We start from the raw sequence: 21072 nt of genomic DNA, 5'->3' as shown, positions 1-21072 counted from the left end.
GAAATGCTGCGGGTTGCTGCCATAAATAATAATCACTCTCTTTGTTTAAGTAGTGGTTATTCTGGCGAAAGGTGGGAGGGGTAGAAAGCCTGCTACTAGCAGGCTGTACGCTGTACTGGTAGGCTGTACAGTCTCCTAGGACACTGTTTTTTCTTTGAGATACTCGTCTATATATTTTCTTGCTGTTCTATATACTATTGGCTGCTGAGTGGTTAGATCCGTAGCCGCTTTATCTTTTGCCCCGGCCTGATATTTTTTATCTAAACTATTGATTTTGCTTTCATAGGTTGACGCATAATAATCAATGCAAGCATTCTTTATAGATCTATTTTCAGCGTGCCGGGCTTGTGATGCTTTATCAGAAATGATAATTTTTTTTATCAAAGTTTCCTCGTTTTTAAAATCTTCGGCCAACCTATACCCCTGTGCAAGTCCAAGCGTTTCACTTGCTTGGGCAAGGCAATCAAATGCTTCTAATAAATTCCCAGACTCAAAATGATCCTCCCCAAAATATGAAGAGTGAAGGGACGCTGAAAGGAATATTTCTATAGTCGTCGGCTCTTTATCCTTAAGCACACTTAAATCGAACGGCGCAAACTCAGAAAAATCTACATCTTGCGCATTTTTAGCCATGTACCACTCTATAGCCATTTGAATTCTGAATATTTCAAGGTCATCATTTCCAGTCAATTTGTTTATTTCATCAATTGCGGCATCTTTAGTAGCATTAATTCTGTCATAAAAAGCTAAGGACAATTCATTGACGCTATAGTCAGGATATTTAATATCTATTTTTCTTCGATTAACTAGCATTAGCCAACACTCCATTAAAGCATTATTCATTACGAAAGGATTAACCGGAAACAAGGTAATGAGTCTTGCTTATCGCTCCGTCGAGCTATCCGGTTAAATTTGATTATACCGCCTTTAAAATACTGACCACATTATCAATATCAGGTGATACGGATAAATGAAACCTCATTATTTTGATAAAATTCAGTGATTACTTCTACTTTATTTCTCAGTATCAGTTGAATTTGTCGGTTGGTGCAGTTGCCGCGTTTTACCCAGATTACCTTGGGAGGATGTCCGTATAAAATACTTTTTTCGTAAAAATCAGAATCTTTACTCACGATCATAAAGCCATTATCTTTGGCATAACGCCAAACGTCATCATCAGAACCGCCACCTAATCCGATCCGGTCAACATGGACGGAATCGGGGAAAACATCCTCCAAAGCCATCACCATTTTAGGCGATAGGTTTTCATCAAATAACAGCTTCATCCAGCAATAACGCGGGTGTGCCGTTCTCTATCGGCGGCATAGGCAAAACATGCCCTAACGTCATCTTGGGTCAAATAGTCGTAATCCTCTAAAACTTCTTGCTCGGTCATGCCCGATGCAAAGCAATCAAGAATGTCATCGACGGTAATCCGTAATCCTCTAACACAGGGCTTTCCGCTGCGTTTACCGGGCTCAATAGTAATAATGTTGTGGTAGTCAATGCTCATGGTTTGTCTCACTTGGTAGCGGTTTTTAGATTAATGACGTTTTCGCCATCCGGTGTGGCGCGATCCTGAATAAATCCGGCTATCCGATCAACAGCTTGTTTGAGTGTGTTGGCTTCGGTGCGGATATAGCCGCCGGTCACATTATTGTCGGTAATGTGATTCAACAGTTTTTTAATGATTGTTTCGGGCAGTAACGAGGCTTCGGCAATCGTGGCAAATGTGCGCCTAAGGTCGTGACTGCTGAACTCAACGCCTGTTTTTAAAGTGACTTGATCTAAAGGCCAACGAGGAATCGCCATAACTCCATCGGCATTATCGCCAGGAAAAACAAAAATATTATCACCGGTAAGCTCTTGCAGATTTCGCAAGTAAGGTTTTAATTGTTTGGGAATGTAGGTGGTAAAGTTGCTGTGGTTTTTGGTGTCCATCACCGTGACAGTGTCATTTTTAAAGTCTACGTTTTTCCATTCCAGGTGCAGCGCTTCGTTGGCTCTCAGTCCGGTGTAAAGCAATAGCAGCAGATAAGTTTTTGCTTTGGAGTTGGTGAGCTGTAACACTGCTTCATACCAATCTTTTAAACTATCGGCAGGGATAATACGACTTTTGCGCGTGGGCTTGCTCCACAAATCCAGCTCTGATTTTTTAAGAACATCACAAGGGTTTTCAGTGATAATCTTTAGCGCCAATGCTGAGTTCATTAAAAGCCGTAATACTCGCATTTTGTTGTCTCTTGATGTGCTGTTGCCGGGTAAATCTTTATGGCGCTTCGCTACCATTTCGCGGCTGATTTTGTTGACGGGCTTATTTAGCCAATCAGGAAAGCCTTCACCTAGTTTTTTACGATAATCGGCTGCTGTACCCGTGCTTAATTTTAAGCCTTTTTGGTCAATGTATTTTTCCATCAATTCGGATAGCATCAACCTTTTGGCTTTTTCCGCGCGTTTTTCGGCTGTTGGGTTAATGCCTTGGGATAAGTCTGTTAATGCTGTCTGTGCTAATTTTTGCGCGTCGTTTACCGTCAGATCAGGGAATCGCCCCAAAGTAACACGCTGCATGGTTTTACCCGTCCATTTGAGTACGACAAACGATTTTACGCCAGTGCTACTTACCCGGCATGTGAGCTTGGGAACCTTGATGTCATAGTAGTCGACGCGGCCAATTTTTGGAGTGGGCAAGTTTCTAATTCGCTCCTGAGTAAAGTTTATTTTTTCTGCCATTTCAAAAATCCCCTGTTATAGGTAAAGATCCGGGTCATGGCCGGGTCATGTTTTTAACACTGTTTTACGTATTTTAGGGAATGATAGGGTAATGTCAAGAAAGGTCATTGTTTCAGTAATAGCAAGGCTTGCAGGGGTTGTTTGTAGAAAACGCGGGGGCTGCAAAGTGCGTGTGTCTGGGAACTTAAAATCCCTCGTTCGTAAGGACGTGCCGGTTCGACTCCGGCCCGAGGCACCATAAAAATCAAGGACTTATGTAATCTGCAAAGCTCTTTTTTTATGCCTGTCGCTTTTATAGACCGCTATAGACCCGCTGGCGGCAGGTCAAAATAAAACCCCATAACAATCCGTAATACAAAAAGCCCTCCGCCAGGTTGCCGTTATTTCCGGCCACTAAGCATCTGACGCGCGTCGCCGTCTGTATCTGTAATAAGCTCTATCTGCTAATTTGTACTGCCTATCCTCGTTCTTCATGGGAAGATCGGAGATCTGCTCAGCGTTTAAGATTTTCAGATAAAGAAGCCACGCCTCTGTTGTTAATTTCCTAAGCATCATTTTATTTCACATCTACGTCGAAAATGGCACAATAAACTGCTTTAGTGTGTTTCAATTTTGAAGATTACAGACTAAGTCAGATAAGCCTAAAAAAACGGTCGTTATTATATAGGCTAGTCGTAGGATAGGGAGTTCAACTTTTTCAATCAATAAGTGCTATTACCTATCGAGTGTTACGATAAAGCCTCACGACAATGATATGAGGCGATGATTGTGGAATCCGCTTCAATATATGATGGGACTGAGTCAATACCTGCAGACAGCTTTTTGTTGGTATATGGCACACCATCAATCTCTTCTAAAAAAGAAAACTCATGTTAAGACTATTTCATACCGCAGACTGGCATCTTGGACATCATCTACATGGCGTTTCTCGGCAACTGGAGCATCAGCAGTTTCTGGACTGGCTGTTGCTGGAATTGCAAAGCAAACAGGCCGATGCGCTGCTGGTTGCCGGTGATATTTTTGACTCGGCCAATCCCTCTTCGGCAGCGCAGTCGCAGCTGTACGATTTTCTGGTCAAGGCTAAAGCGCAGCAACCGAATTTGGATATTGTTTTAATCGGCGGCAATCACGATTCGGCGTCACGCCTGGATGCGCCATCGCCCATTCTTAATGCGTTGGGCGTTACTGTGGTCGGCGGCTTGTCGCGTGACGATCAGGGCGGTATCGATTGGGAGCGCTTGTTGGTGCCGCTGACCAATGCGACGGGCCAGATTAAAACCTGGTGCGGGGCCATGCCGTTTTTGCGCAATGCCGATCTGCCGACTGCCAGGGATGGCGGCCGCGACTGCTCCCTGCAGTCGCCGGCATTTCCTCCATCCATGGAGGTTAGGAGTGTCGCAAGCGGTATGGAACCGATGCGACCCGGCGAACAAGACAGCGATCCGTTAATCTCCGGCATGAAAACGCTGTATGCCGAGCTGTTCGAAAAGCTGCAACAAAAGGCGGGCAATGCCGAAAGCCTTATCCTGACCGGGCATTGTTATATGGTCAACGGCGCGTTGTCCGAATTGAGCGAACGCAAAATACTGGGCGGCAACCAACATGCGCTGCCGGTCGAATTATTTCCCGACGATATTGCTTATGTGGCCTTAGGCCATTTGCATCTGGCGCAACAGGTCGGTGCGAACGAGCATATTCGCTACAGCGGTTCGCCTATTCCGTTGTCATTTGATGAAACCGATTATGCGCATCAAGTGGTTCAGGTCGATGTCCGTTCAGGTCAGCCGGTCGAAACCGTCGCCGTTAAAATTCCCCGCAGCGTTCAATTACTCAGAATCCCCAACGGCAAAGACTTTGCGCTATTACCTGAGGTGATCAAACAATTGGAAAACCTGATTCTGGGCGATCTGCCGATAGAGCAAAGACCGCTGCTTGAATTGCGCATCAGGCTGGAAAAACCGGAACCCGGATTGCGCCAGCAGATTGAAGAAGCCATCGCCAAACTGCCGCTGCGCTTATTGAAAATATCCACCGCTTACAGCGGCAGCGAAAAAAGTCTGGCTGACATGAAAATCGAAGAACGCCTAGAAGAATTGCAACCCTTGGATGTTTTTCAGCGCTGTTATCAAAATAAGTATGACCGGGAAACGCCTGAAATGATGAATGCGTTATTTAATGAGTTGGTTGAAAATCTGCAAGGAAGGGAATAATGCGCATTTTAGCGATACGCGGAAAAAACCTGGCCAGCCTTGCCGAGCCGTTCGAGATTTTGCTGAATGCAGGTCCCTTGGAGCAGGCCGGATTATTCGCCATTACCGGACAAACCGGAGCCGGTAAAAGCACGATTCTGGATGCCTTGTGTCTGGCGCTGTACGACAGAATTCCGCGCCTGCCGGACGGTCACGGTTTTGCGGTAGGCCATAAGGATGAAGCTGAAAATCTGCGCGTGATCAGTACCGACGTACGTTCGATATTACGTCGGGGCACCAGCCATGCTTATGCCGAAGTGGATTTCATCGGCAAGGACAAGCAGCATTACCGTGCGCGCTGGGAAGTCAGCAAAGCGCGCGGCAAAGCGGACGGACGCTTGCAGGCACAAGAAGTCATCTTAAGCAAAATTGACGACGGCCAGCGCATCGGGCAGGGCAAGAGAAACACGCTGGAAATAATCAGCGAGTTGATTGATCTTAACTTCGACCAGTTCCGCCGCTCGGTGTTATTGGCTCAGGGCGATTTTGCCGCGTTTTTAAAAGCCAAAAAAGACGAGCGTTCCAGTTTGTTGGAGCGCATCACCGGTACCGAACTGTATTCGGTGCTGTCTATTGCCGCCTTCGACCGTGCCAGTCAGGAAAAGAACGCGTTAACTCAGATTACAAACCGGATGCAGGATCAAATTCCGCTGGATGATACGGCTCGTCAACTATTGGAACAGCAACGCGATCAATTCACCGAGCAGTTGGCCGATCTGGATAAACACATCGCCAGCAACCAGCAAATCATCGACTGGTATGCCGAACTGAAAAAACGGCAAGCTGCTGAACAGCTTGCGCGTGAGGTCGTTGCCGTCAGCCAACAGGCGTGGGATGCGGCAGACGCTGAACGCCAGTTGATACAACAAGTTGAACTTGCGCAGCCTTTAAGACCGCTGTTAAGTCAGTACCAAACGGCAAACGCCGAATATTTGGATGCCCAGCACCAACTCAAAGACAGCAGTAACCAGCACCTCGCCGCTGAAACAAGGCTGCAAACGGCAAAGGAACAGCTCGGTTTGCTGGCAGGCGCGTTAGTGGCGGCCGAACAGCAACAACAGCAGGCGCAACCGGTATTAATCAATGCGCGGGCATTAGATACGCGCCTTGATGTCATCCGGCAAACTGTCAGTAGCTTGGCTTTTGATGAAAACCGGCTGCTGACTTCATGGGATGTCGCCGAAAAACACCATCAATCCTTATTGGCTGAACAGGCCGAACAAACGACGACGTTGCAACGGCTAACTGTTTGGCTGGGACAACATCAGGCGATCAAACCCATCGCCGCCGAATGGAGTCGGTGGGATGCTGAGTTGGACCGCTATCAAACGCTGAATGCCCGGAAAGCAGACGATATACTGAACGCGGAGCAGTTAAGACTAGCCGTTACCCAGGATGAACGCAGCTTGGCAGCATTAAAGCTGGCGATTGATGACAGTCACAAAAAAGGGGAGTTGCAGCAACAGACGCTGGCGCAACTGAAAACGCAGGATAGCCGGCAATCGCTTGAAGACCTGCATCGTTCAAAAGACGAGTTTGAAATCAAGCGCGAGCAAGTCATCAAGGCGCTGAATTTGACGAACCATGCCCAGGAGCTGCAACAGGCTATCAAGCAGGACACGGATAAACTGGCAGCAACCGAACAGACGATCAATGACAGTACGCTGCAACTGCAAACAGTCAATCAGCAGCGGATAGCTAATGGTGCCGGGTTAAGCGAGGCTAAAAAAGCTTTGGAACTGATTCAGGCAAGCACCCACAAAAACGCCGAGCAATTCCGTTCGTTATTGCAGGACAATCAGCCTTGCCCGGTTTGCGGGGCACTGGAACATCCCTGGAAAGGTCAGGTCAGCATAGGTGATGAACAGGCTGCGGCACAGTCGGCACGGGTCGCAGAGCTGGAAAATCAAAATGAAACGCTGATTAAAGCTATCGCCGAATTGACCAAAAGCATCAGCCAAGGACAGGAACAAAAAACAGCGCTGACTGACAAGCTGGCCGAGGCGCTGGAAAAACTGGCTCAATGCGGCAATGATTGGGCCGTATTAGCTATGCACGATAAGGTCGCATCGGTTCCCGACCGATTGCGACACTTCCACCATCCTTGGCAGTCGCCTGATTTTTCCATCACCGATATTCAGCTTTTGCCTGCACTTAAAATCCACGATAAACAGATAAATTCAGCGTTGGAGCTCATCAAGCAACAGGAAAAAGCGGCCCTCGAATTACAAAAACAGCTTAAAGCGGCGCAGGATTTATTCGATGCGGATCAGAGGAATAAGGAAAAACTATCTGTCGAATACGCCACGATGGATAAGCAGTACGCCAAAAATAAAGCCGATCTGGAGCATGTCGTAATCAGCATTCAGGAGCAGGAAAAACAACTGCAAGCGATTGTCGAGTTATTGGCGACACCGTTCCGGCAAGTGGAAAACTGGCAATCTTGTTTGCAGGTTTCTATAGCAGAGTTCAGGCATAATTGCGCGGCAAAAGCGCAGCAATTCCAGCGCACCGAGCAGCAGATTGAAACCGCCGCCAAATCCCTGGAAAAAATCAACCACGATCAAAAACTCGCCGAGCAGGCGCTGAATCAATGCCTGCAACAGCACCAAATCAAACAGGCCGAGTTAAATACCCAAACAGAAGAACAGCACAAACTGTCGCAACAGCGCGAGGCTGTGCTGCCAAAGATTAGCGCTGATAATTATCAGCAAAGCATTAACCAAAGCCTACAGAAAGCAAGAACCGTTCATCAGCAAGCCGGTCAAGCCGTCAGTCAGGCGGAAACCGAGCTGGCAACCTGCAAACAAAATCAGCAGCATTGGCAAACCGAGACCGGCAGACGTTACCGCAATCTGGAAAAAGCGTTAAGTGCATTGAACCAGTCGCTGGAAAAACAGGCCATCGATCTTGAGCAGTTAAGCCTGTTGCTGGAAAAAGACGAGCATTGGCTGGCTGCACAGAAAACCAAAATGGGGGCGCTGGAGCGCACTTTGCAAGAGTCTTTAACCTTATTAAAAGTTAAATCCGACGATTGTCTTAAGCAACGACCGCCATGGATGGTGCAAGTGTCGCAAGGGGCAGGGAACCCATGCGACCAAAGCCATCCTGTCGAAATAGTGGAGGAAGACGCCCATAAACTGTCGGTTGAATTGCAGCAGCAAAGACAGGCAGTGCATACGCAGAAACAAGAGCAAGTCATCCTGCTACGGGAAGACGATAAAAAAATCGAAGCAGGACGGCTGTTGAAAGCAGCGTTGGACGGCCAACGACAATGCTGGGAGCAGTGGGAAAGCCTGAATGAATTGATAGGCTCAAGAAGTGGCGCCAAGTTCCGTACTTTTGCCCAAAGCCTGACCCTGGAAGCGTTGCTGGCGCACAGCAATCAGCATCTTGAAGACTTTGCCAAGCGTTATGCCCTGCAACGGGTGCCGGGCAGCGATCTGGAGCTGCAAATTATCGACCGCGACATGGCCGATGACGTGCGTAGCGTACACAGCCTGTCCGGCGGCGAAAGCTTTCTGGTATCGCTGGCGCTGGCTTTGGGCTTGGCGTCGCTTTCATCCAATAAAACCCAGGTTGAATCGCTGTTCATTGACGAAGGCTTCGGCAGTCTGGACCCGGAAACGCTGGACATAGCCATCGCCAGCCTGGACACCCTGCAAGCGCTGGGCAGAAAAGTCGGCGTTATTTCGCATGTGCCTATTTTGGTTGAGCGTATCGGTGCCAAGGTGATGGTGGAGAAACAGGGCGGGGGGCGCAGTCGTGTTGTGATTGTTGCGGGCGGCGCTTAGCGTAGCGCATCTATTGCGTTAAATAACGTCAAAAGACTGACAATCCTTGATGCGTTTGGTAATATTGCCCGGGCCATTATTTCACCACCGAGGCTAGTCATAGTGACAATGGTTTCAGCAGCCTAAATATCGTGGCAGCCAAGCCACAGGGATCGCCAGTAGGCGCAGAGGAACAGCGATCCACTATACTCATTACTATAATAACAAGAGCTTAATTATGAATTCATTTCCAATCGATCTTGGTGCTTATCAACGCATCACTTTAAACGCAAGCAATAGCACGCTGACCGACGAGCAACGCGCCAGTCTTAAGGCGAATATTCAACTGTGTCGCGACGCCATCGTCTTTTTTACCGCGACCGGCGCTGCCAGAGGCGTCGGCGGTCATACCGGCGGTCCTTACGATACCGTGCCGGAAGTGATGATTATGGATGCTTTGTTCCGGGGCGATGCGGATAAATACGTGCCTATTTTCTTTGACGAAGCCGGACATCGCGTAGCCACCCAATATCTGATGTCTACGCTTAACGGCGATCTGCCCGCAGAACGTCTGATGGAATACCGCGCTGCGCATTCTCATTTACCGGGCCACCCTGAACTGGGCTTTACGCCCGGCGTAAAATTCAGCTCGGGACGATTAGGTCATATGTGGCCTTACGTCAACGGCGTGGCTATCGCTAATTCAACTAAAACCCTGTTCTGCCTGGGTTCTGATGGCTCGCAGCAGGAAGGTAACGACGCAGAAGCCGCGCGTCTGGCCGTTGCTCAACAACTGAATGTCAAGCTGATTATCGACGACAATAACGTCACCATTGCCGGTCATCCGTCACATTATCTGCCCGGTTGCACCACGGCTAAAACCTTGGCGGGTCAAGGCGTCACCGTATTAGAAGGCGACGGTGAAGATCTTGATGATCTTTACAAACGTATTTGTATTGCCGTAAACACCGATGGCCCGGTCGCCGTCATTAACCATCGCCCCATGTGTCCCGGCATTGTCGGCCTGGAAGGTTCTACTCATGGTCATGACGTCATTTCTGTCAAAGTGGCGGTCGAGTATCTTGAGTCTCGTGGTCAACAAGCGGCAGCCGATCACCTTAAAGGCATTAAAGCGCCAAAGAATGACGCGGTATTTTTAGGTTCCAGCGACAAGTGGGATGCCAACCGCAACGTTTTCGGCGATGCAGCCGTTGAAATCATGGGCAGATTGAGCGAAGCCGAACGTATCGAAAAAATCCGTGTTGTTGACAGTGATCTGGAAGGCTCTTGCGGTTTGTTCAAAATTCACGCGGCTTTCCCTGAAGTCTTTATCTCTTCGGGTATTATGGAGCGTGGCAACTTCTCGGCAGCCGCCGGTTTCGGTATGGAAGCGGGCAAGCAGGGTATTTTTGGTACCTTTAGCGCCTTCTTGGAAATGCTGCTGTCTGAAATCACCATGGCGCGGTTGAATAATTCTAATGTGCTCAGTCATTTCTCGCACTCCGGGATTGACGACATGGCTGACAATACCTGTCATTTCGGTCTGAACAACATGTTTGCCGATAATGGTTTGAGTGACGGCTATGCGACCAACCTTTACTTTCCTGCCGACCCGTTGCAAATGAAAGCCTGCTTGGAAACCATCTTTTTTAATCCAGGCTTGCGTTTTGTCTTTTCGACCCGCTCTAAAGTACCGACTATTTTGAATACTGACGGTCAGGACTACTTTGGTGGCGACTATAAATTTGTTTCCGGCAAAGATGAGGTTATCCGCGAAGGTACTCAAGGCTACATCATCAGCTTTGGCGAATCGTTGTACCGGGCATTGGATGCCGTCGAGCGTCTAAAACAAGAAGGCATCGATGTGGGTTTGATCAACAAACCTACCTTGAATGTCATCGATGAAGAAATGATGGCTAAAATTGGCAATTCGCCGATGGTGTTGGTGGTCGAGTCGTATAACCGCAAAACCGGATTAGGCAGCCGTTTTGGCTCCTGGTTGCTGGAACGTGGTTTGACCCCAAAATATGCGCATATTGCAACGCATAAAGAAGGCTGCGGCGGTCTGTGGGAACAATTCCCTCATCAAGGCATTGATCCTGCCGGGATTATGGCTAAAGTTAAGGATCTGCTGAAAGCTTAATCGGATTTATCGTTAAGGGGCGCATAGAGCGCCCCTTTTTTTGCTTAAAAAACGTCAGCGGCGCATTAAGCAATATTCTGGCTCTAGGTGAAATACAGCGGTTTTAATTTTCGACAAAGTAGCTGAACAACCACCCGTTTTAGCCGGTGGCGTTCGATAAAAAGCCATCTTTAATAAAATCAATTGACTGTAAAGATGTGTAGATGGCTTTTCCTTTAGACGGGGAGGATGTCAATGGTTCAATAAAGATCAGGTAACATGAGTTGTAAGGTGAAATTTAATGACCAGTCCGGCGCGTAATCCGGTTTTACTGCGTTGTAGTAGCCTTCTAATTTAGTGTTGACGGCATAATTATCTAAGGCAAATAATTTACCCACTCCGCCGCCTACCGGAACTGTCCATCGGTTATCAGAACTGGAATTCCAGTTGGCAACAGTGTCCATATTAGTCGTCAAATACCAACCTTCATCAAGATTGTAATTAGCAAAGGGTTCAACGACGAGTTGACTGACATCGTTACGAGAATCATTACCCACTACAGACCATATTTGTCTGGATTTTAAACCTATTGACCATGGCCCGGGTTGGACCACAAACACCAATGCAGGGCCAACGCTGAACTTTCCGCTACCCAGTTCCCGCGATCTACGATCCTCTGTATCAGAAAGAAGAGTATCCGTTGGAAAAACGAAAGTTGGCCCAACCCCCCAATAAATATTTCCGGAACTTACCGGAGTAAAAAGAGAAGTGAAATTAGTATCAGCGAGACCCGCTACCCCTGAACCTGGAAATGGCTCAGGCAACTCGGAAATACCTGTTACTACGCCGGGGGTACCTATAAAATTTAACGACAACTGATTAATCATGTTCCACTCGCCGAGTGATACAGGAATAATAGGCTGTATACTGCCGATTGACACATCGCCGTTATCTGCTCCACCGTGATGCGTGTAAGTAAGAGGGACGCTTAATACCGGAGCCAGTGGATTTTGGGCAGACTTTAGCCAATTCTCAGGACTTTTTGTAGCCTCTTCAGCAACGGCGGCCTGGATGCCAAGCAACGAAAGCAAAAGCAACACGCCGATGTTATTACAATTTTTCATGTATTTTTCCTAAATAAAAATAGCTTGCTATTGACATCCTCCCCCACACCTAAAGGAAGGGGATTCCTTATCACTAAGGAGCAGGCGTATATCGCTATTACCTGCTGGTTTCTGCTGCTGACGGCATTACTGCACCGTTCACTTCACAGACTAGCCCCGTCTGCCCGACGGTTGGTTTACTTTTGTACGGTTATTTGAGGCTTCACACAGTTAGCTTGGTTATCGCTGAAAGTGGTTTTTGAAGTCTTTTTAAAACTTAAGTTGCCGTCATTGAGAGAGCCGATAGCGTCCTCTGGTAGCACTGTTTAATTTTAACACAATAGAGATTTAAACCTATGGAAAACAAGAAACTGAGCCGCTTACATCCCCGCCCTGAACGGCGGGATTTTTCGCTATTTAGTGGATAAAGTTGTGTAAGGATTTATTAAGCATTCAGACTAATATCCCTTGAACGAAAAAGCATCCGAAACCGGTTCAATTTGAAAAATACGATTTGGCATGCGAGTATTAAATGTTTTTTCGTTGCCCTCCGAGTCCCGTTCTCTTAGATTGAAAGTATTACAGTCCGCTATTAAATGGGATAGGCCTCCTGGCATTTCAAAAGCGTCTTGAACCCATTTAACCGGGAACAATGCATTTGTCCCTTTGATGCGATCAGTCAATTTAAAATCATGATCATAAATTAGGACTTCACCTTTTCGAGAGTTCGACAGCATGTAACCTTTTGAGTGAGGACGGATGTGGTGCGCTCCGTTCAGTCCGGTTATAACAACGTCTAACGCTAATGTTTTTCTGTCGATACGAACAACCGCACCTTGATAAAACAAAATAGTCAAAATTTTATTGTTATCGTAAGGATCGATTATGGCTGAATTCAAGTGCGTCGATTGCAATTTTCCTGAATAACATTTGAGTCGATGATCCATGGTCTTATCGATCTGTCTAACTCCCCCTCCATAGGCATTAGGATAACCGCATTCTGTTGCCCACCACGACCAGATAACATTGCCTTCGAAGTCGACTTCCAATATGGCATCGATGCCACTGGCTGTTACCAGAAATCCGTCCTTGGTACGGCGTAGCGAGCGCAATTGCGAAAATAATGGACTTCTTATTTTTAAATCAACTTCACCTTTATCATTTAACCTTTCGATATGCTCATCACCTGCGACTCCATCTTCTGCGCAGGGAAGTCCGCAAATGTAATACAAACCCTCACCCTCAACAAATTCCATACCAAAAGGCTTAGTCGGATAGATTTCGTCTAGTAATTGGATCTTACCCAATTGCCCCTGATGATCTAACAGTTGAATTTTCCCCCCGGGTTCTCCTTTGAACACTTCATTCGAACGATCTTTACCTTTTATAATTCTTTCGAGCCTAAATTTCGCGTAATCCCAATTAGTTTGAGGGTAAGAAATAACAAATTTCATATGATATATCTCCGTAATAAGAAGTAAAAAAGGTAACTGTTCTGCGTCGTTGAGTTGGGTTCCCGCCCAGTTAAGTGCTTGCTTTGCGAAGCGGGCGTAAAAACCATTTCGAGACAATGCACATAGAGAGAAAGCGGAAAAATTAACTATTCATGCGGATTTTGCTTATGATTGTCATGATAATTCGTGGTTCTTTATTAGACATCTTTCCTAAATAATGACGCAGGCTGGAATAAGGCTACCCAAACGTAGCGCGTGGTAGCGTTTCCGGCAAATTCGTGGGGTGCGCCGGAACACCGATTCTCGCTATCGCTTGAGCCGACTTATTCCAGCCTACATGGCTGTATTTGGGAAAGATGTCTATTGTCTTTTTCACTAACAAAACTCTAGAATATCTTGATCCATTGCGTGCGTGTAGGTCTTCTCACTGTCGTCGCAGTTGATAACACTCATCTGCAACTTCGAGCCAAACAATCCAAAACCGAGAATACGTTCATTGGCATCATATTGGGTCGATCGCCCCGCCATCCAGTCGTTCAACTGTAGAAAATCGGTGTCGGCGAGAAAATGCTTTACAGCGATCCCAAGTGGAAAGTAACAATCACTCAAGACCGTTGCAAACAGAAATCTCATTATCTATGCCGCTATAACGATACTTTGAAATATATGTTTCAATCCACACTCGACCTCATCCGTCGAGTGACAACCGCCGACGGATAGAGGTCGGTGGATTGTTCCTCCCCGTGAACGAGGAGGTTCCCAAAAAGGATAACGATGCCAGTGCATCGTTGTCAAACTCAAATAATCCCCTGAAGGGTGAGGTTTCAGACCAGCGAAGAAATTTGATGAAATTATATCATTAACTGATGTTACGCACCGACTACAAGTTATCAATAACTTACGCTCATTTTTTGCTTCGTAAGTTATTGATTTTTAGTTTGCCTGCGTAACATCAGTCATTAATTTTGTGTTTGGCTTATCTGTTGGTGGTCAATGTAACTGAGCCAAAAATGACACGCCCAATAGCCGTTTTTTTCAAATCCGGAAAGGTTTCGAACAGCTTTATCGAACTTCTTCCTTTCATTCTCCTCATTATTTCGTTCTTTTTGACCCAGATAGGGTCAAGGGCTGACGTTCGGAAAAAGGCTTTTCTTGGGCCTTTCGTCTCGCCCTACGGCTCTTATCTGAGACTGATATTTCGCCCGGACAATGCTGATCCTTTCAAGGCATGTCCTCGTTCGGCTTCCAGTCCGCGAACCACTCGGTCAAATCGCAGGTTTCACCAAGACTGGAAAGACGGTGATCAACGGCATCCTGGTTACCCCACACTACCTCGGCCCAAGACCCACCGGCCACGCGCGACTCGATGTCCTTGCAGTAAAGCCCTTGGTCACGCTGGACATAAAACCCGTAGGTGCGGCAAGCCACCGGGCGGTGGACGTAGACCTTACAAGCGCCCGCCGACTGATCTAACAACGGGCAGATGATGGGACGTGATGACTGCTCAGCCAACGCGGCGATGTTCTGGCCAATTTCCCGAAGCTGCTCCGGGGGCAGCGCGGCCAAGCCTTCCCGCAGCCAATCCCATTCCGCCGCAGTGAGTCGGGGTATTTCGGCGAGCCGATGACAACAGCCGTCGCAACCCAAGCCGCATAGCCAATCAAGATTGTCATCACGAATGGCTTGTACGCGCGCATCGATATCAGTATGGATTTGAGTAAGTGTGTTCATTTTTGCTTATAGTTGAATGAGGTTGTAAGTCCAAAACCGCGTAATTCTCCCATTGTTTATAAAACAGCGCCTAATATTTCCGGTTTTGGGGGATAGCTATCTACACTACATCCTGATTGGACTGACTGCCCATGCGCAAATTTTTAAAAAAACATGTCCCTCGCGGGTGGCATCACCGCCATTAGGTTAAGGGCTTGGCATTAGTGTGGGCGCGAATTTATTCGCGCCCACACTGTTCAGTCATCACTGTCTTTTCAGTCTAACGTAATGACAGTGCCACGGGAGAGCGGATAATTTGTGTAGATAGCTATGCTGTAACTGTGGAGGCGACTGAAGTCGCCCCCACATCCAGTTGCTTGACCGTCAGAATAAAGCTGACTGAGTACTAGCCGCTCAATAATGATCCGATTGTTGCGGCAATTGTAAGAATTCTGGGGCATCTTCGCCTATGGCGAAGGGGGCGTTACCATTCCATTGCACTGAATACTGACCTAGGCGGCGTTTGCGTTCCAGGGTTTTGCTAACGGCTAAACGCAAGCAATCTAGCGTGGCTTGAATATCTGCTTTGGGTGTAGGGTTTACATCGGCATTCATGATTGGGCCTTCTGCTGTAAAAACACTAAAAAATCGGGGTGGTAGATGGTGCGTATAGCGCCTTCTTGCTGAAATACCAGTTCAGGGCTTGCGCCGTTATTCATGTAACACTGTGCTTGATCAACCTTGGGCGCGAAGACATTTAACAGATTGTGCAGGCTACGCGGAAAACGCCGCATGACGTCGGCTTCAGGAATATTATGGCCTCCGTGAGTCACGCGCTCCGCCACCCGCAGACGTGACATTTCGGCGCTGGGTAAGGCCAGATAGATTAGCTCTACTCGCCAGCCGGTGGCTTGTAAGCGGTCTATCAGTTTAAGATAACTGCGTCCCGAGAGGGTGGTTTCAAAAGCAAAATCCTGCTGTGCGGCAATGCAGTCCTCAAGCTCACGGAGAAACAAGCGGCTCGCGGCCAGTAAGTGCTGTTCCGGTGCCAGTGGCGATAAGCCGGCTGCGATTAAGTCGGCATTAATAAAGCGCCAACAACCCGCTACGGTAGGCAGGTATTCCAGGGCAAAGGTGGTTTTACCTGATCCGTTTGGCCCAGCGATTATCCAGCAGGTTGGCATCTGTCCGTCTCCTTACTCACCCAAAATCATACGTTCCACTTCGGCCTTGGCATCGGCTAAAATTTGCGCGGCTTCGGTTTGGAGTTGTTTGGCATGACTATAGATTTCATTAATACGCATCACAATTTTTTCTTGCTGGTTTATATCAACATAAGGGATCAATATATTGCCAAGTTCTTCTTGTGTAATAGCTGGATAATTCCCGCCAGTACTACGCTGGCCCATCTGTTTCAATGAGGACGACAATCGTAAAACGTGGAATAAAAAATCTTTCGTAATGGCGTTTCCTTTTATTTCGCGAATAACAGCAAAACCTGTTGATGCAATTTGTATTCCTTGGAATTGATTATGGGCAATCGCACCTCGCGTGGGGCGAGTAGTTGAAACAATAATATCACCTTCTCTAATCAACATTTTTGCTCTACTGGGAGCTTCAGCAATAGAAATATGTTTTATGTTTTTAATTTCACCAGACCACAAGTCAATTTCACTGATTTCAATATAGGGGAAGGTTCCAACAAAATGATCTTGCTGATTCCAAGTTTCTGAAGAGAAACAGATAATATCCTTAAGTCTATAGCTTTTGACGTTTTTTATGCGGTCAATTAAAAGTTGATATTCGTTTTTATAGAAATAAGCATCTAAGCGACTGCCAGAAACTTCTTTAAACGTAGTTGTAAAAATACGTCCTTCAAGCGTATTGTCTTGTTGCGGTAGTGATATACCCAACGCCGCCAATAAATACGCATCAATCCCTGCCAAAAGTGTTTGGGCTTGTTGTTCTTTTTGTTTTTTTTCAGCCACGGCATCCAAGTACAAATGAACAATTTTTTCTTGTAAGTCACTTGGAGGTGCAGGGATTTTTAATGTATTCAATTGTACGGTGTTGATACTTTGAACAGTTGTAGAATGCTTAACAATTAACGGTAATAGTTGATCGTTATACACCTGAAAATAGACCGCTAAGAATTTAGTTGAAATGTCTGCTTGTTGAATAAACGCTTTAACATCCTGATTAAATGCCATTGGCTTTGTTGTTATGGCTACGGGGATTGTATGTGCCAAAACACCACTTCTCACCACCATAAGCAGACTACCTTTATGAGCTATTATGGTAGCAGAATTGCTTATGGCTTCTTCAGTAATATGGTCTTCAGTATCTACCAACATTAATGCTTTAAAGTCTTTGGGTGAAACCCAAGGTACAAAACCATTCCAATAACTTAAATTCGCTTTACTGGGTGTTCCTCCGCTATAAGACTTAAATGCCGAACTGATCGAAATTGTCGGGTATTTCGTTTTTAAGGTTGAAATTTTTAAAGCATAATTAAAATATGCATCCCATCTTCCAACTAATTCCGAGCGATTAACTTTAAATACCCTGCCATTAAGTATATTAGTTTCAGTACTAATTTGGCTCACGATTTACCTCTGTCTTGATAAACCGCGCCAATTCTGCGCCAATAATTTCTAATTCGTTATTGCCTGTTTGCTTCCCCGTGGCGTCATAGCCAATATCTTCGGCAATCGCCATAAAAATCGGGTAGTCAGGCAATTCGCTTTGTTTTTTGAGCAAATAAGCTTCTTCCAAACGCTCTTTAAATTCATTGATTTGTTCGGTGTATTCGGCACTTTTCTCGGTTTTCCAGGCTTTATAGGCTTCGGTTTTTTTAAAGTTGCTTAGCTCGCCTTCATAGATTGCACCGGTAGCTTGGTCAATAACTTTTTTCTTTTCCTTTTCAATTCTAGTAACTTCTGATTGATAGCAATTTTTAGTCAATAAGGCAGTTTGTAAGCCGAGTTTTTGCTGTTGCAAAGCGTGGGTTTTATCTTCACTGTATTTGCGCAAAAACAAGACGCTGCTTTTTACGCCTGCGCCGGTGGCGGTAAAGGTGGTTTGCGGCAGACTGACGACGGCAACGATGCGATACCACTCTTCGATTTGGTCGCGCACGTATTGCAGGCTGCTATTGGTGAGTACGCCGTCAGGGAGGACAATCGCCAAATAGCCGCCAGCGGTTAAGAACTGGTGACATTGTTCGATAAACAAGACTTCTGTACTTTGGGTGTCGCGGTTTTTAACGCCGCTGTTTTTAAGGTCTAACCAGGAGGTGTCTCTTTGTCCGAAAGCGTAGGTATCCAAATAGGCTTTTTCGGTCAGTTTTACCGCGCTGCCAAACGGCGGATTGGTGATAATGAAATCAAAGCGGCCGTATTTAAAACCGTTGTTGGTGGTGAGTTCTTGTAATTTATTGTCTTTAAGCAAGCCGTCGGCGCTGATGACGTTGGTATGACCGTCGTCATGAATAATCATGTTCATTTTGGCGGCACGGCTGATTTGTTCGTTGATTTCGATGCCGTACAAGCGTTTTTCGGCAAAGTCGTGCCAATATTTATGCCAACGGATGCGTTCATCAGGATCGGTTTCATGATCTGGATATAATTGGCTTGCTTTATGGCGAACTTTATCCAACGCATGTAATAAAAAGCCGCCACTGCCGCAGGAGGTATCTAATACCAAAGATTCATGGGTGATCGGCATGACATCGACGATGAATTTTACAATCGGGCGCGGGGTGAAATATTGACCAAAACTGCCGCGAAAGAAGGAATCCATGAAGGTCTCAAAGGCACGGCCTTTGCTATCTAAATCGGTTTTGTTCAGGTTGATGTCTTGCAGGTATTCAACAATCGTACGCACACGTTCAGGTGTCAGTCGAATATTGTCGCGGAATACTTCTTTGTCTTGCTCTCGACCTTTTTCGTAGAGTGCTTTAACACGATTTAATAAGGCTTCGTTGGTTTTTGTAAGCGCATCGCGTTGTTTTTCTTCTTCCGTTTTACCTTTACCGTCTTCTTGAATGACTTGAAAATCATACGGTTTACCTTTCTCATGATACGCACGCTCATCCCAGATTTTGCAAAAGATGAGTTTGTCCAGTTCATCAAAGGCTTCTGATGGGTTAAGTTGGCCACCTGCCCATAAGGCATTGTGCGCTAGTTTAAAACGGCGGGTCAGTTCATCTTCAGCAACCACATGCAGCTCGAAAAACTTTTGTTCGCCCGCTTTGTATTTCAGGTTGTCCGCACCTTTAACAAATTTATAAGGCGCCAATTTGTCCACACCGTAAGGCGGAATATCAGACTCGGATTTACGGGTATTTTTGCGTTTATCAACCTGAAAATAGTCGTTTTTAATTTTTGATGTTACCCACACCCATTTGACGTTGTTAGGTAAGGCAAAGGCGTATGAATAGGCTTGATTAACGGATTGGGTAAATTCGGCTTCGGAGACTTCCTGTTTTTTGCACTCGACTAAAATGTGCGGCTCTAAGCATTCATCATCGTTATAAACAACAATATCCGCCTCTTTTTTACCGGACCCCATCGTTACTACGACAAAGTTCTGTACCCTGTGTTTGGGATAACCGTATTCGAGTATCAACCGGCAATAGGTTTCGGCTTGTACTTGTTCTTCGGGATTGGTGTATAAGCGGCTTTTCTTTTGCTCAACATATTCGATGCGTTTGCCGTCATCGAGGATTTTGATTAGCTCTTTTTCGATGCCGAGCTGTATGTAGTCAATGACTTGGTTTTCTTTCATTTATTGTGTTGTTGGGTGATGGGTAAGAACAATTAGCTTTGACGTAGCAAGCTTCAGCTTTGAATTTTATTTCAGATTATCACCCGGCAGGTGATTCATATGGTCAATGATTGCCATATTATTGACATCCAAAACGGTACGCCTCTACCTGTATTGAAAGAGCCGGACGGTTAGGCTGATTTATCGATGGTGTTAAGGTGCGCTCATCTGTCGAATGTACATCTTGAAGAGTACTCGGGAAATTCTAAAAGTTGTGACAAATTCACTAAACAGAAGAAAATAATTTAGACAGGAAAGAACAATAAATAGTATAAGCCTTTATTTCAATTGGTCGGGACGATAGGATTTGAACCTACGACCCCTTGTCCCCCAGACAAGTGCGCTACCAAGCTGCGCTACGCCCCGACAGTATGAAATAAAGAATTTAAAGCTGAAAGGATTATGATCACAATCCCCAATAATTCAATGCGGCAAATTATACTACATTTTGCCGCATTGAGTCATGAATCTATTTTAGCAACTCCAGAATTTCTTCCAGTTCGCTAACCATTTGATGAATCAATTGTTTGGTGCGGGTTGAGTCTTCTTTGGCGTCGTCGCTGCTTAAATGAGCTCTGGCACCGCCAATGGTGTAGCCTTGTTCGTATAATAATGATCTTATTTGCCGTATCATCAACACATCATGGCGCTGATAATAACGACGATTGCCGCGTCTTTTTACCGGATTAAGCTCTGTAAACTCTTGTTCCCAATAGCGCAGTACATGAGGTTTTACACCGCATAATTCACTGACTTCACCTATGGTGAAATAGCGTTTTGCCGGTATGACTGGCAACTCATTATTATTACTCGGCTCCAGCATACGCTTCTACTCTGGCTTTTAGTTTTTGACCTGATCTGAATGTTACCACGCGACGGGCTGTTATGGGGATTTCTTCGCCTGTCTTTGGATTTCTGCCGGGGCGACTGCTTTTATCTCGTAGTTCGAATTTGCCAAAACCGGAAATTTTTACTTGCTCACCCTGTTCCAGGGAGGCTTTAATTTCCTCAAAAAATATTTCGACCATATCTTTTGCTTCGCGCTTGTTTAAGCCAAGCTCGTCAAACAGCCTTTCGGCAAAATCTGCTTTAGTTAATGCCATT

At 46.1% G+C, this 21072-nt stretch carries 17 protein-coding genes, 1 tRNA gene and 1 pseudogene; 3 read left to right on the top strand and 16 right to left on the bottom strand.

The features are described from left to right. Positions 1-135: 135 nt before the first annotated feature. The 4 genes from ABXJ76_RS15515 to ABXJ76_RS15500 all read right to left on the bottom strand — a co-directional run bounded on the left by ABXJ76_RS15515 (position 136) and on the right by ABXJ76_RS15500 (position 2730). Positions 136-843 carry a hypothetical protein gene (locus ABXJ76_RS15515; RefSeq protein WP_432741727.1) on the bottom strand — a complete coding sequence of 236 codons (708 nt, stop codon included), beginning with the start codon at positions 841-843 and terminating at the stop codon, positions 136-138. Between the two features lie 110 nt (positions 844-953). Further along, the gene (locus tag ABXJ76_RS15510) at positions 954-1286 is read right to left on the bottom strand and encodes a DUF5615 family PIN-like protein (RefSeq protein WP_432741725.1); all 333 of its coding nucleotides are present in this window, start codon (positions 1284-1286) and stop codon (positions 954-956) included. Next, the gene (locus ABXJ76_RS15505; protein ID WP_432741723.1) at positions 1283-1513 is read right to left on the bottom strand and encodes a DUF433 domain-containing protein; all 231 of its coding nucleotides are present in this window, start codon (positions 1511-1513) and stop codon (positions 1283-1285) included. The genes ABXJ76_RS15510 and ABXJ76_RS15505 overlap by 4 nt, the downstream gene beginning before the upstream one ends. Before the next feature lie 8 nt (positions 1514-1521). Continuing rightward, a complete protein-coding gene (locus ABXJ76_RS15500) occupies positions 1522-2730 on the bottom strand; it encodes a tyrosine-type recombinase/integrase (RefSeq protein ID WP_432741721.1) in 1209 nt (402 codons plus the stop codon). A gap of 869 nt (positions 2731-3599) precedes the next feature. On the opposite strand from ABXJ76_RS15500, the gene ABXJ76_RS15495 reads away from it, so the two are divergent. The 3 genes from ABXJ76_RS15495 (at position 3600) to ABXJ76_RS15485 (ending at position 10895) form a co-directional block, all read left to right on the top strand. Next, positions 3600-4940: an exonuclease SbcCD subunit D C-terminal domain-containing protein gene (locus tag ABXJ76_RS15495; protein ID WP_432741719.1), complete on the top strand. Its 1341-nt coding sequence runs from the start codon at positions 3600-3602 to the stop codon at positions 4938-4940. Further along, positions 4940-8773 carry an AAA family ATPase gene (locus ABXJ76_RS15490; protein ID WP_432741717.1) on the top strand — a complete coding sequence of 1278 codons (3834 nt, stop codon included), beginning with the start codon at positions 4940-4942 and terminating at the stop codon, positions 8771-8773. Before ABXJ76_RS15495 ends, ABXJ76_RS15490 begins: the two co-directional genes overlap by 1 nt. A gap of 217 nt (positions 8774-8990) precedes the next feature. After that, on the top strand, positions 8991-10895 hold the full coding sequence (locus tag ABXJ76_RS15485; protein ID WP_432741715.1) for a transketolase C-terminal domain-containing protein: 1905 nt from the start codon (positions 8991-8993) through the stop codon (positions 10893-10895). Between the two features lie 239 nt (positions 10896-11134). Here ABXJ76_RS15485 and ABXJ76_RS15480 read toward each other — a convergent pair whose 3' ends face one another. The 12 genes and pseudogenes from ABXJ76_RS15480 to ihfA all read right to left on the bottom strand — a co-directional run bounded on the left by ABXJ76_RS15480 (position 11135) and on the right by ihfA (position 21071). After that, positions 11135-11998: a hypothetical protein gene (locus ABXJ76_RS15480; RefSeq protein WP_432741714.1), complete on the bottom strand. Its 864-nt coding sequence runs from the start codon at positions 11996-11998 to the stop codon at positions 11135-11137. Positions 11999-12435: 437 nt separating this feature from the next. After that, the gene (locus tag ABXJ76_RS15475; protein WP_432741712.1) at positions 12436-13431 is read right to left on the bottom strand and encodes an RHS repeat protein; all 996 of its coding nucleotides are present in this window, start codon (positions 13429-13431) and stop codon (positions 12436-12438) included. Between the two features lie 375 nt (positions 13432-13806). Next, positions 13807-14064: a hypothetical protein gene (locus tag ABXJ76_RS15470; RefSeq protein WP_432741710.1), complete on the bottom strand. Its 258-nt coding sequence runs from the start codon at positions 14062-14064 to the stop codon at positions 13807-13809. A gap of 371 nt (positions 14065-14435) precedes the next feature. Beyond that, positions 14436-14533 (bottom strand): annotated as a pseudogene (locus tag ABXJ76_RS15465) (transposase); the annotation flags it as partial. Positions 14534-14652: 119 nt separating this feature from the next. After that, complete coding sequence (locus ABXJ76_RS15460; protein WP_432741708.1) at positions 14653-15162, bottom strand: YkgJ family cysteine cluster protein; 510 nt, start codon at positions 15160-15162, stop codon at positions 14653-14655. 393 nt (positions 15163-15555) lie between these two features. Beyond that, positions 15556-15756 (bottom strand): hypothetical protein, encoded by a 201-nt coding sequence (locus tag ABXJ76_RS15455; protein WP_432741707.1) that lies wholly within the window; start codon positions 15754-15756, stop codon positions 15556-15558. After that, positions 15753-16325 (bottom strand): zeta toxin family protein, encoded by a 573-nt coding sequence (locus ABXJ76_RS15450; RefSeq protein ID WP_432741706.1) that lies wholly within the window; start codon positions 16323-16325, stop codon positions 15753-15755. Before ABXJ76_RS15450 ends, ABXJ76_RS15455 begins: the two co-directional genes overlap by 4 nt. Positions 16326-16337: 12 nt before the next feature. Continuing rightward, positions 16338-17747, bottom strand: coding sequence for a restriction endonuclease subunit S (locus tag ABXJ76_RS15445; RefSeq protein WP_432741705.1), 1410 nt, complete (start codon positions 17745-17747; stop codon positions 16338-16340). Then, the gene (locus ABXJ76_RS15440) at positions 17734-19929 is read right to left on the bottom strand and encodes a restriction endonuclease subunit M (RefSeq protein ID WP_432741703.1); all 2196 of its coding nucleotides are present in this window, start codon (positions 19927-19929) and stop codon (positions 17734-17736) included. Before ABXJ76_RS15440 ends, ABXJ76_RS15445 begins: the two co-directional genes overlap by 14 nt. Before the next feature lie 328 nt (positions 19930-20257). Continuing rightward, positions 20258-20334: transfer RNA gene (locus ABXJ76_RS15435), tRNA-Pro, on the bottom strand. Positions 20335-20437: 103 nt separating this feature from the next. Then, on the bottom strand, positions 20438-20791 hold the full coding sequence (locus ABXJ76_RS15430) for a MerR family transcriptional regulator (RefSeq protein WP_432741701.1): 354 nt from the start codon (positions 20789-20791) through the stop codon (positions 20438-20440). Further along, a complete protein-coding gene (gene ihfA, locus ABXJ76_RS15425) occupies positions 20775-21071 on the bottom strand; it encodes an integration host factor subunit alpha (protein WP_340122605.1) in 297 nt (98 codons plus the stop codon). The genes ABXJ76_RS15430 and ihfA overlap by 17 nt, the downstream gene beginning before the upstream one ends. Between the last annotated feature and the right edge of the window lies 1 nt (position 21072).

Origin of the sequence: Methylobacter arcticus, from assembly GCF_050917435.1 — a bacterium.
Classification (GTDB): domain Bacteria; phylum Pseudomonadota; class Gammaproteobacteria; order Methylococcales; family Methylomonadaceae; genus Methylobacter_A; species Methylobacter_A titanis.
Note: the sequence above shows the minus strand (reverse complement) of the source record. Positions and strands in the feature narration are given on the sequence as shown.

Coding starts and splice junctions, on each gene's coding strand:
- ABXJ76_RS15515 (WP_432741727.1), bottom strand. CDS start 843: ATGAATAATGCTTTAATGGAGTGTTGGCTAATGCTAGTTAATCGAAGA.
- ABXJ76_RS15510 (WP_432741725.1), bottom strand. CDS start 1,286: ATGAAGCTGTTATTTGATGAAAACCTATCGCCTAAAATGGTGATGGCT.
- ABXJ76_RS15505 (WP_432741723.1), bottom strand. CDS start 1,513: ATGAGCATTGACTACCACAACATTATTACTATTGAGCCCGGTAAACGC.
- ABXJ76_RS15500 (WP_432741721.1), bottom strand. CDS start 2,730: ATGGCAGAAAAAATAAACTTTACTCAGGAGCGAATTAGAAACTTGCCC.
- ABXJ76_RS15495 (WP_432741719.1), top strand. CDS start 3,600: ATGTTAAGACTATTTCATACCGCAGACTGGCATCTTGGACATCATCTA.
- ABXJ76_RS15490 (WP_432741717.1), top strand. CDS start 4,940: ATGCGCATTTTAGCGATACGCGGAAAAAACCTGGCCAGCCTTGCCGAG.
- ABXJ76_RS15485 (WP_432741715.1), top strand. CDS start 8,991: ATGAATTCATTTCCAATCGATCTTGGTGCTTATCAACGCATCACTTTA.
- ABXJ76_RS15480 (WP_432741714.1), bottom strand. CDS start 11,998: ATGAAAAATTGTAATAACATCGGCGTGTTGCTTTTGCTTTCGTTGCTT.
- ABXJ76_RS15475 (WP_432741712.1), bottom strand. CDS start 13,431: ATGAAATTTGTTATTTCTTACCCTCAAACTAATTGGGATTACGCGAAA.
- ABXJ76_RS15470 (WP_432741710.1), bottom strand. CDS start 14,064: ATGAGATTTCTGTTTGCAACGGTCTTGAGTGATTGTTACTTTCCACTT.
- ABXJ76_RS15460 (WP_432741708.1), bottom strand. CDS start 15,162: ATGAACACACTTACTCAAATCCATACTGATATCGATGCGCGCGTACAA.
- ABXJ76_RS15455 (WP_432741707.1), bottom strand. CDS start 15,756: ATGAATGCCGATGTAAACCCTACACCCAAAGCAGATATTCAAGCCACG.
- ABXJ76_RS15450 (WP_432741706.1), bottom strand. CDS start 16,325: ATGCCAACCTGCTGGATAATCGCTGGGCCAAACGGATCAGGTAAAACC.
- ABXJ76_RS15440 (WP_432741703.1), bottom strand. CDS start 19,929: ATGAAAGAAAACCAAGTCATTGACTACATACAGCTCGGCATCGAAAAA.
- ABXJ76_RS15430 (WP_432741701.1), bottom strand. CDS start 20,791: ATGCTGGAGCCGAGTAATAATAATGAGTTGCCAGTCATACCGGCAAAA.
- ihfA (WP_340122605.1), bottom strand. CDS start 21,071: ATGGCATTAACTAAAGCAGATTTTGCCGAAAGGCTGTTTGACGAGCTT.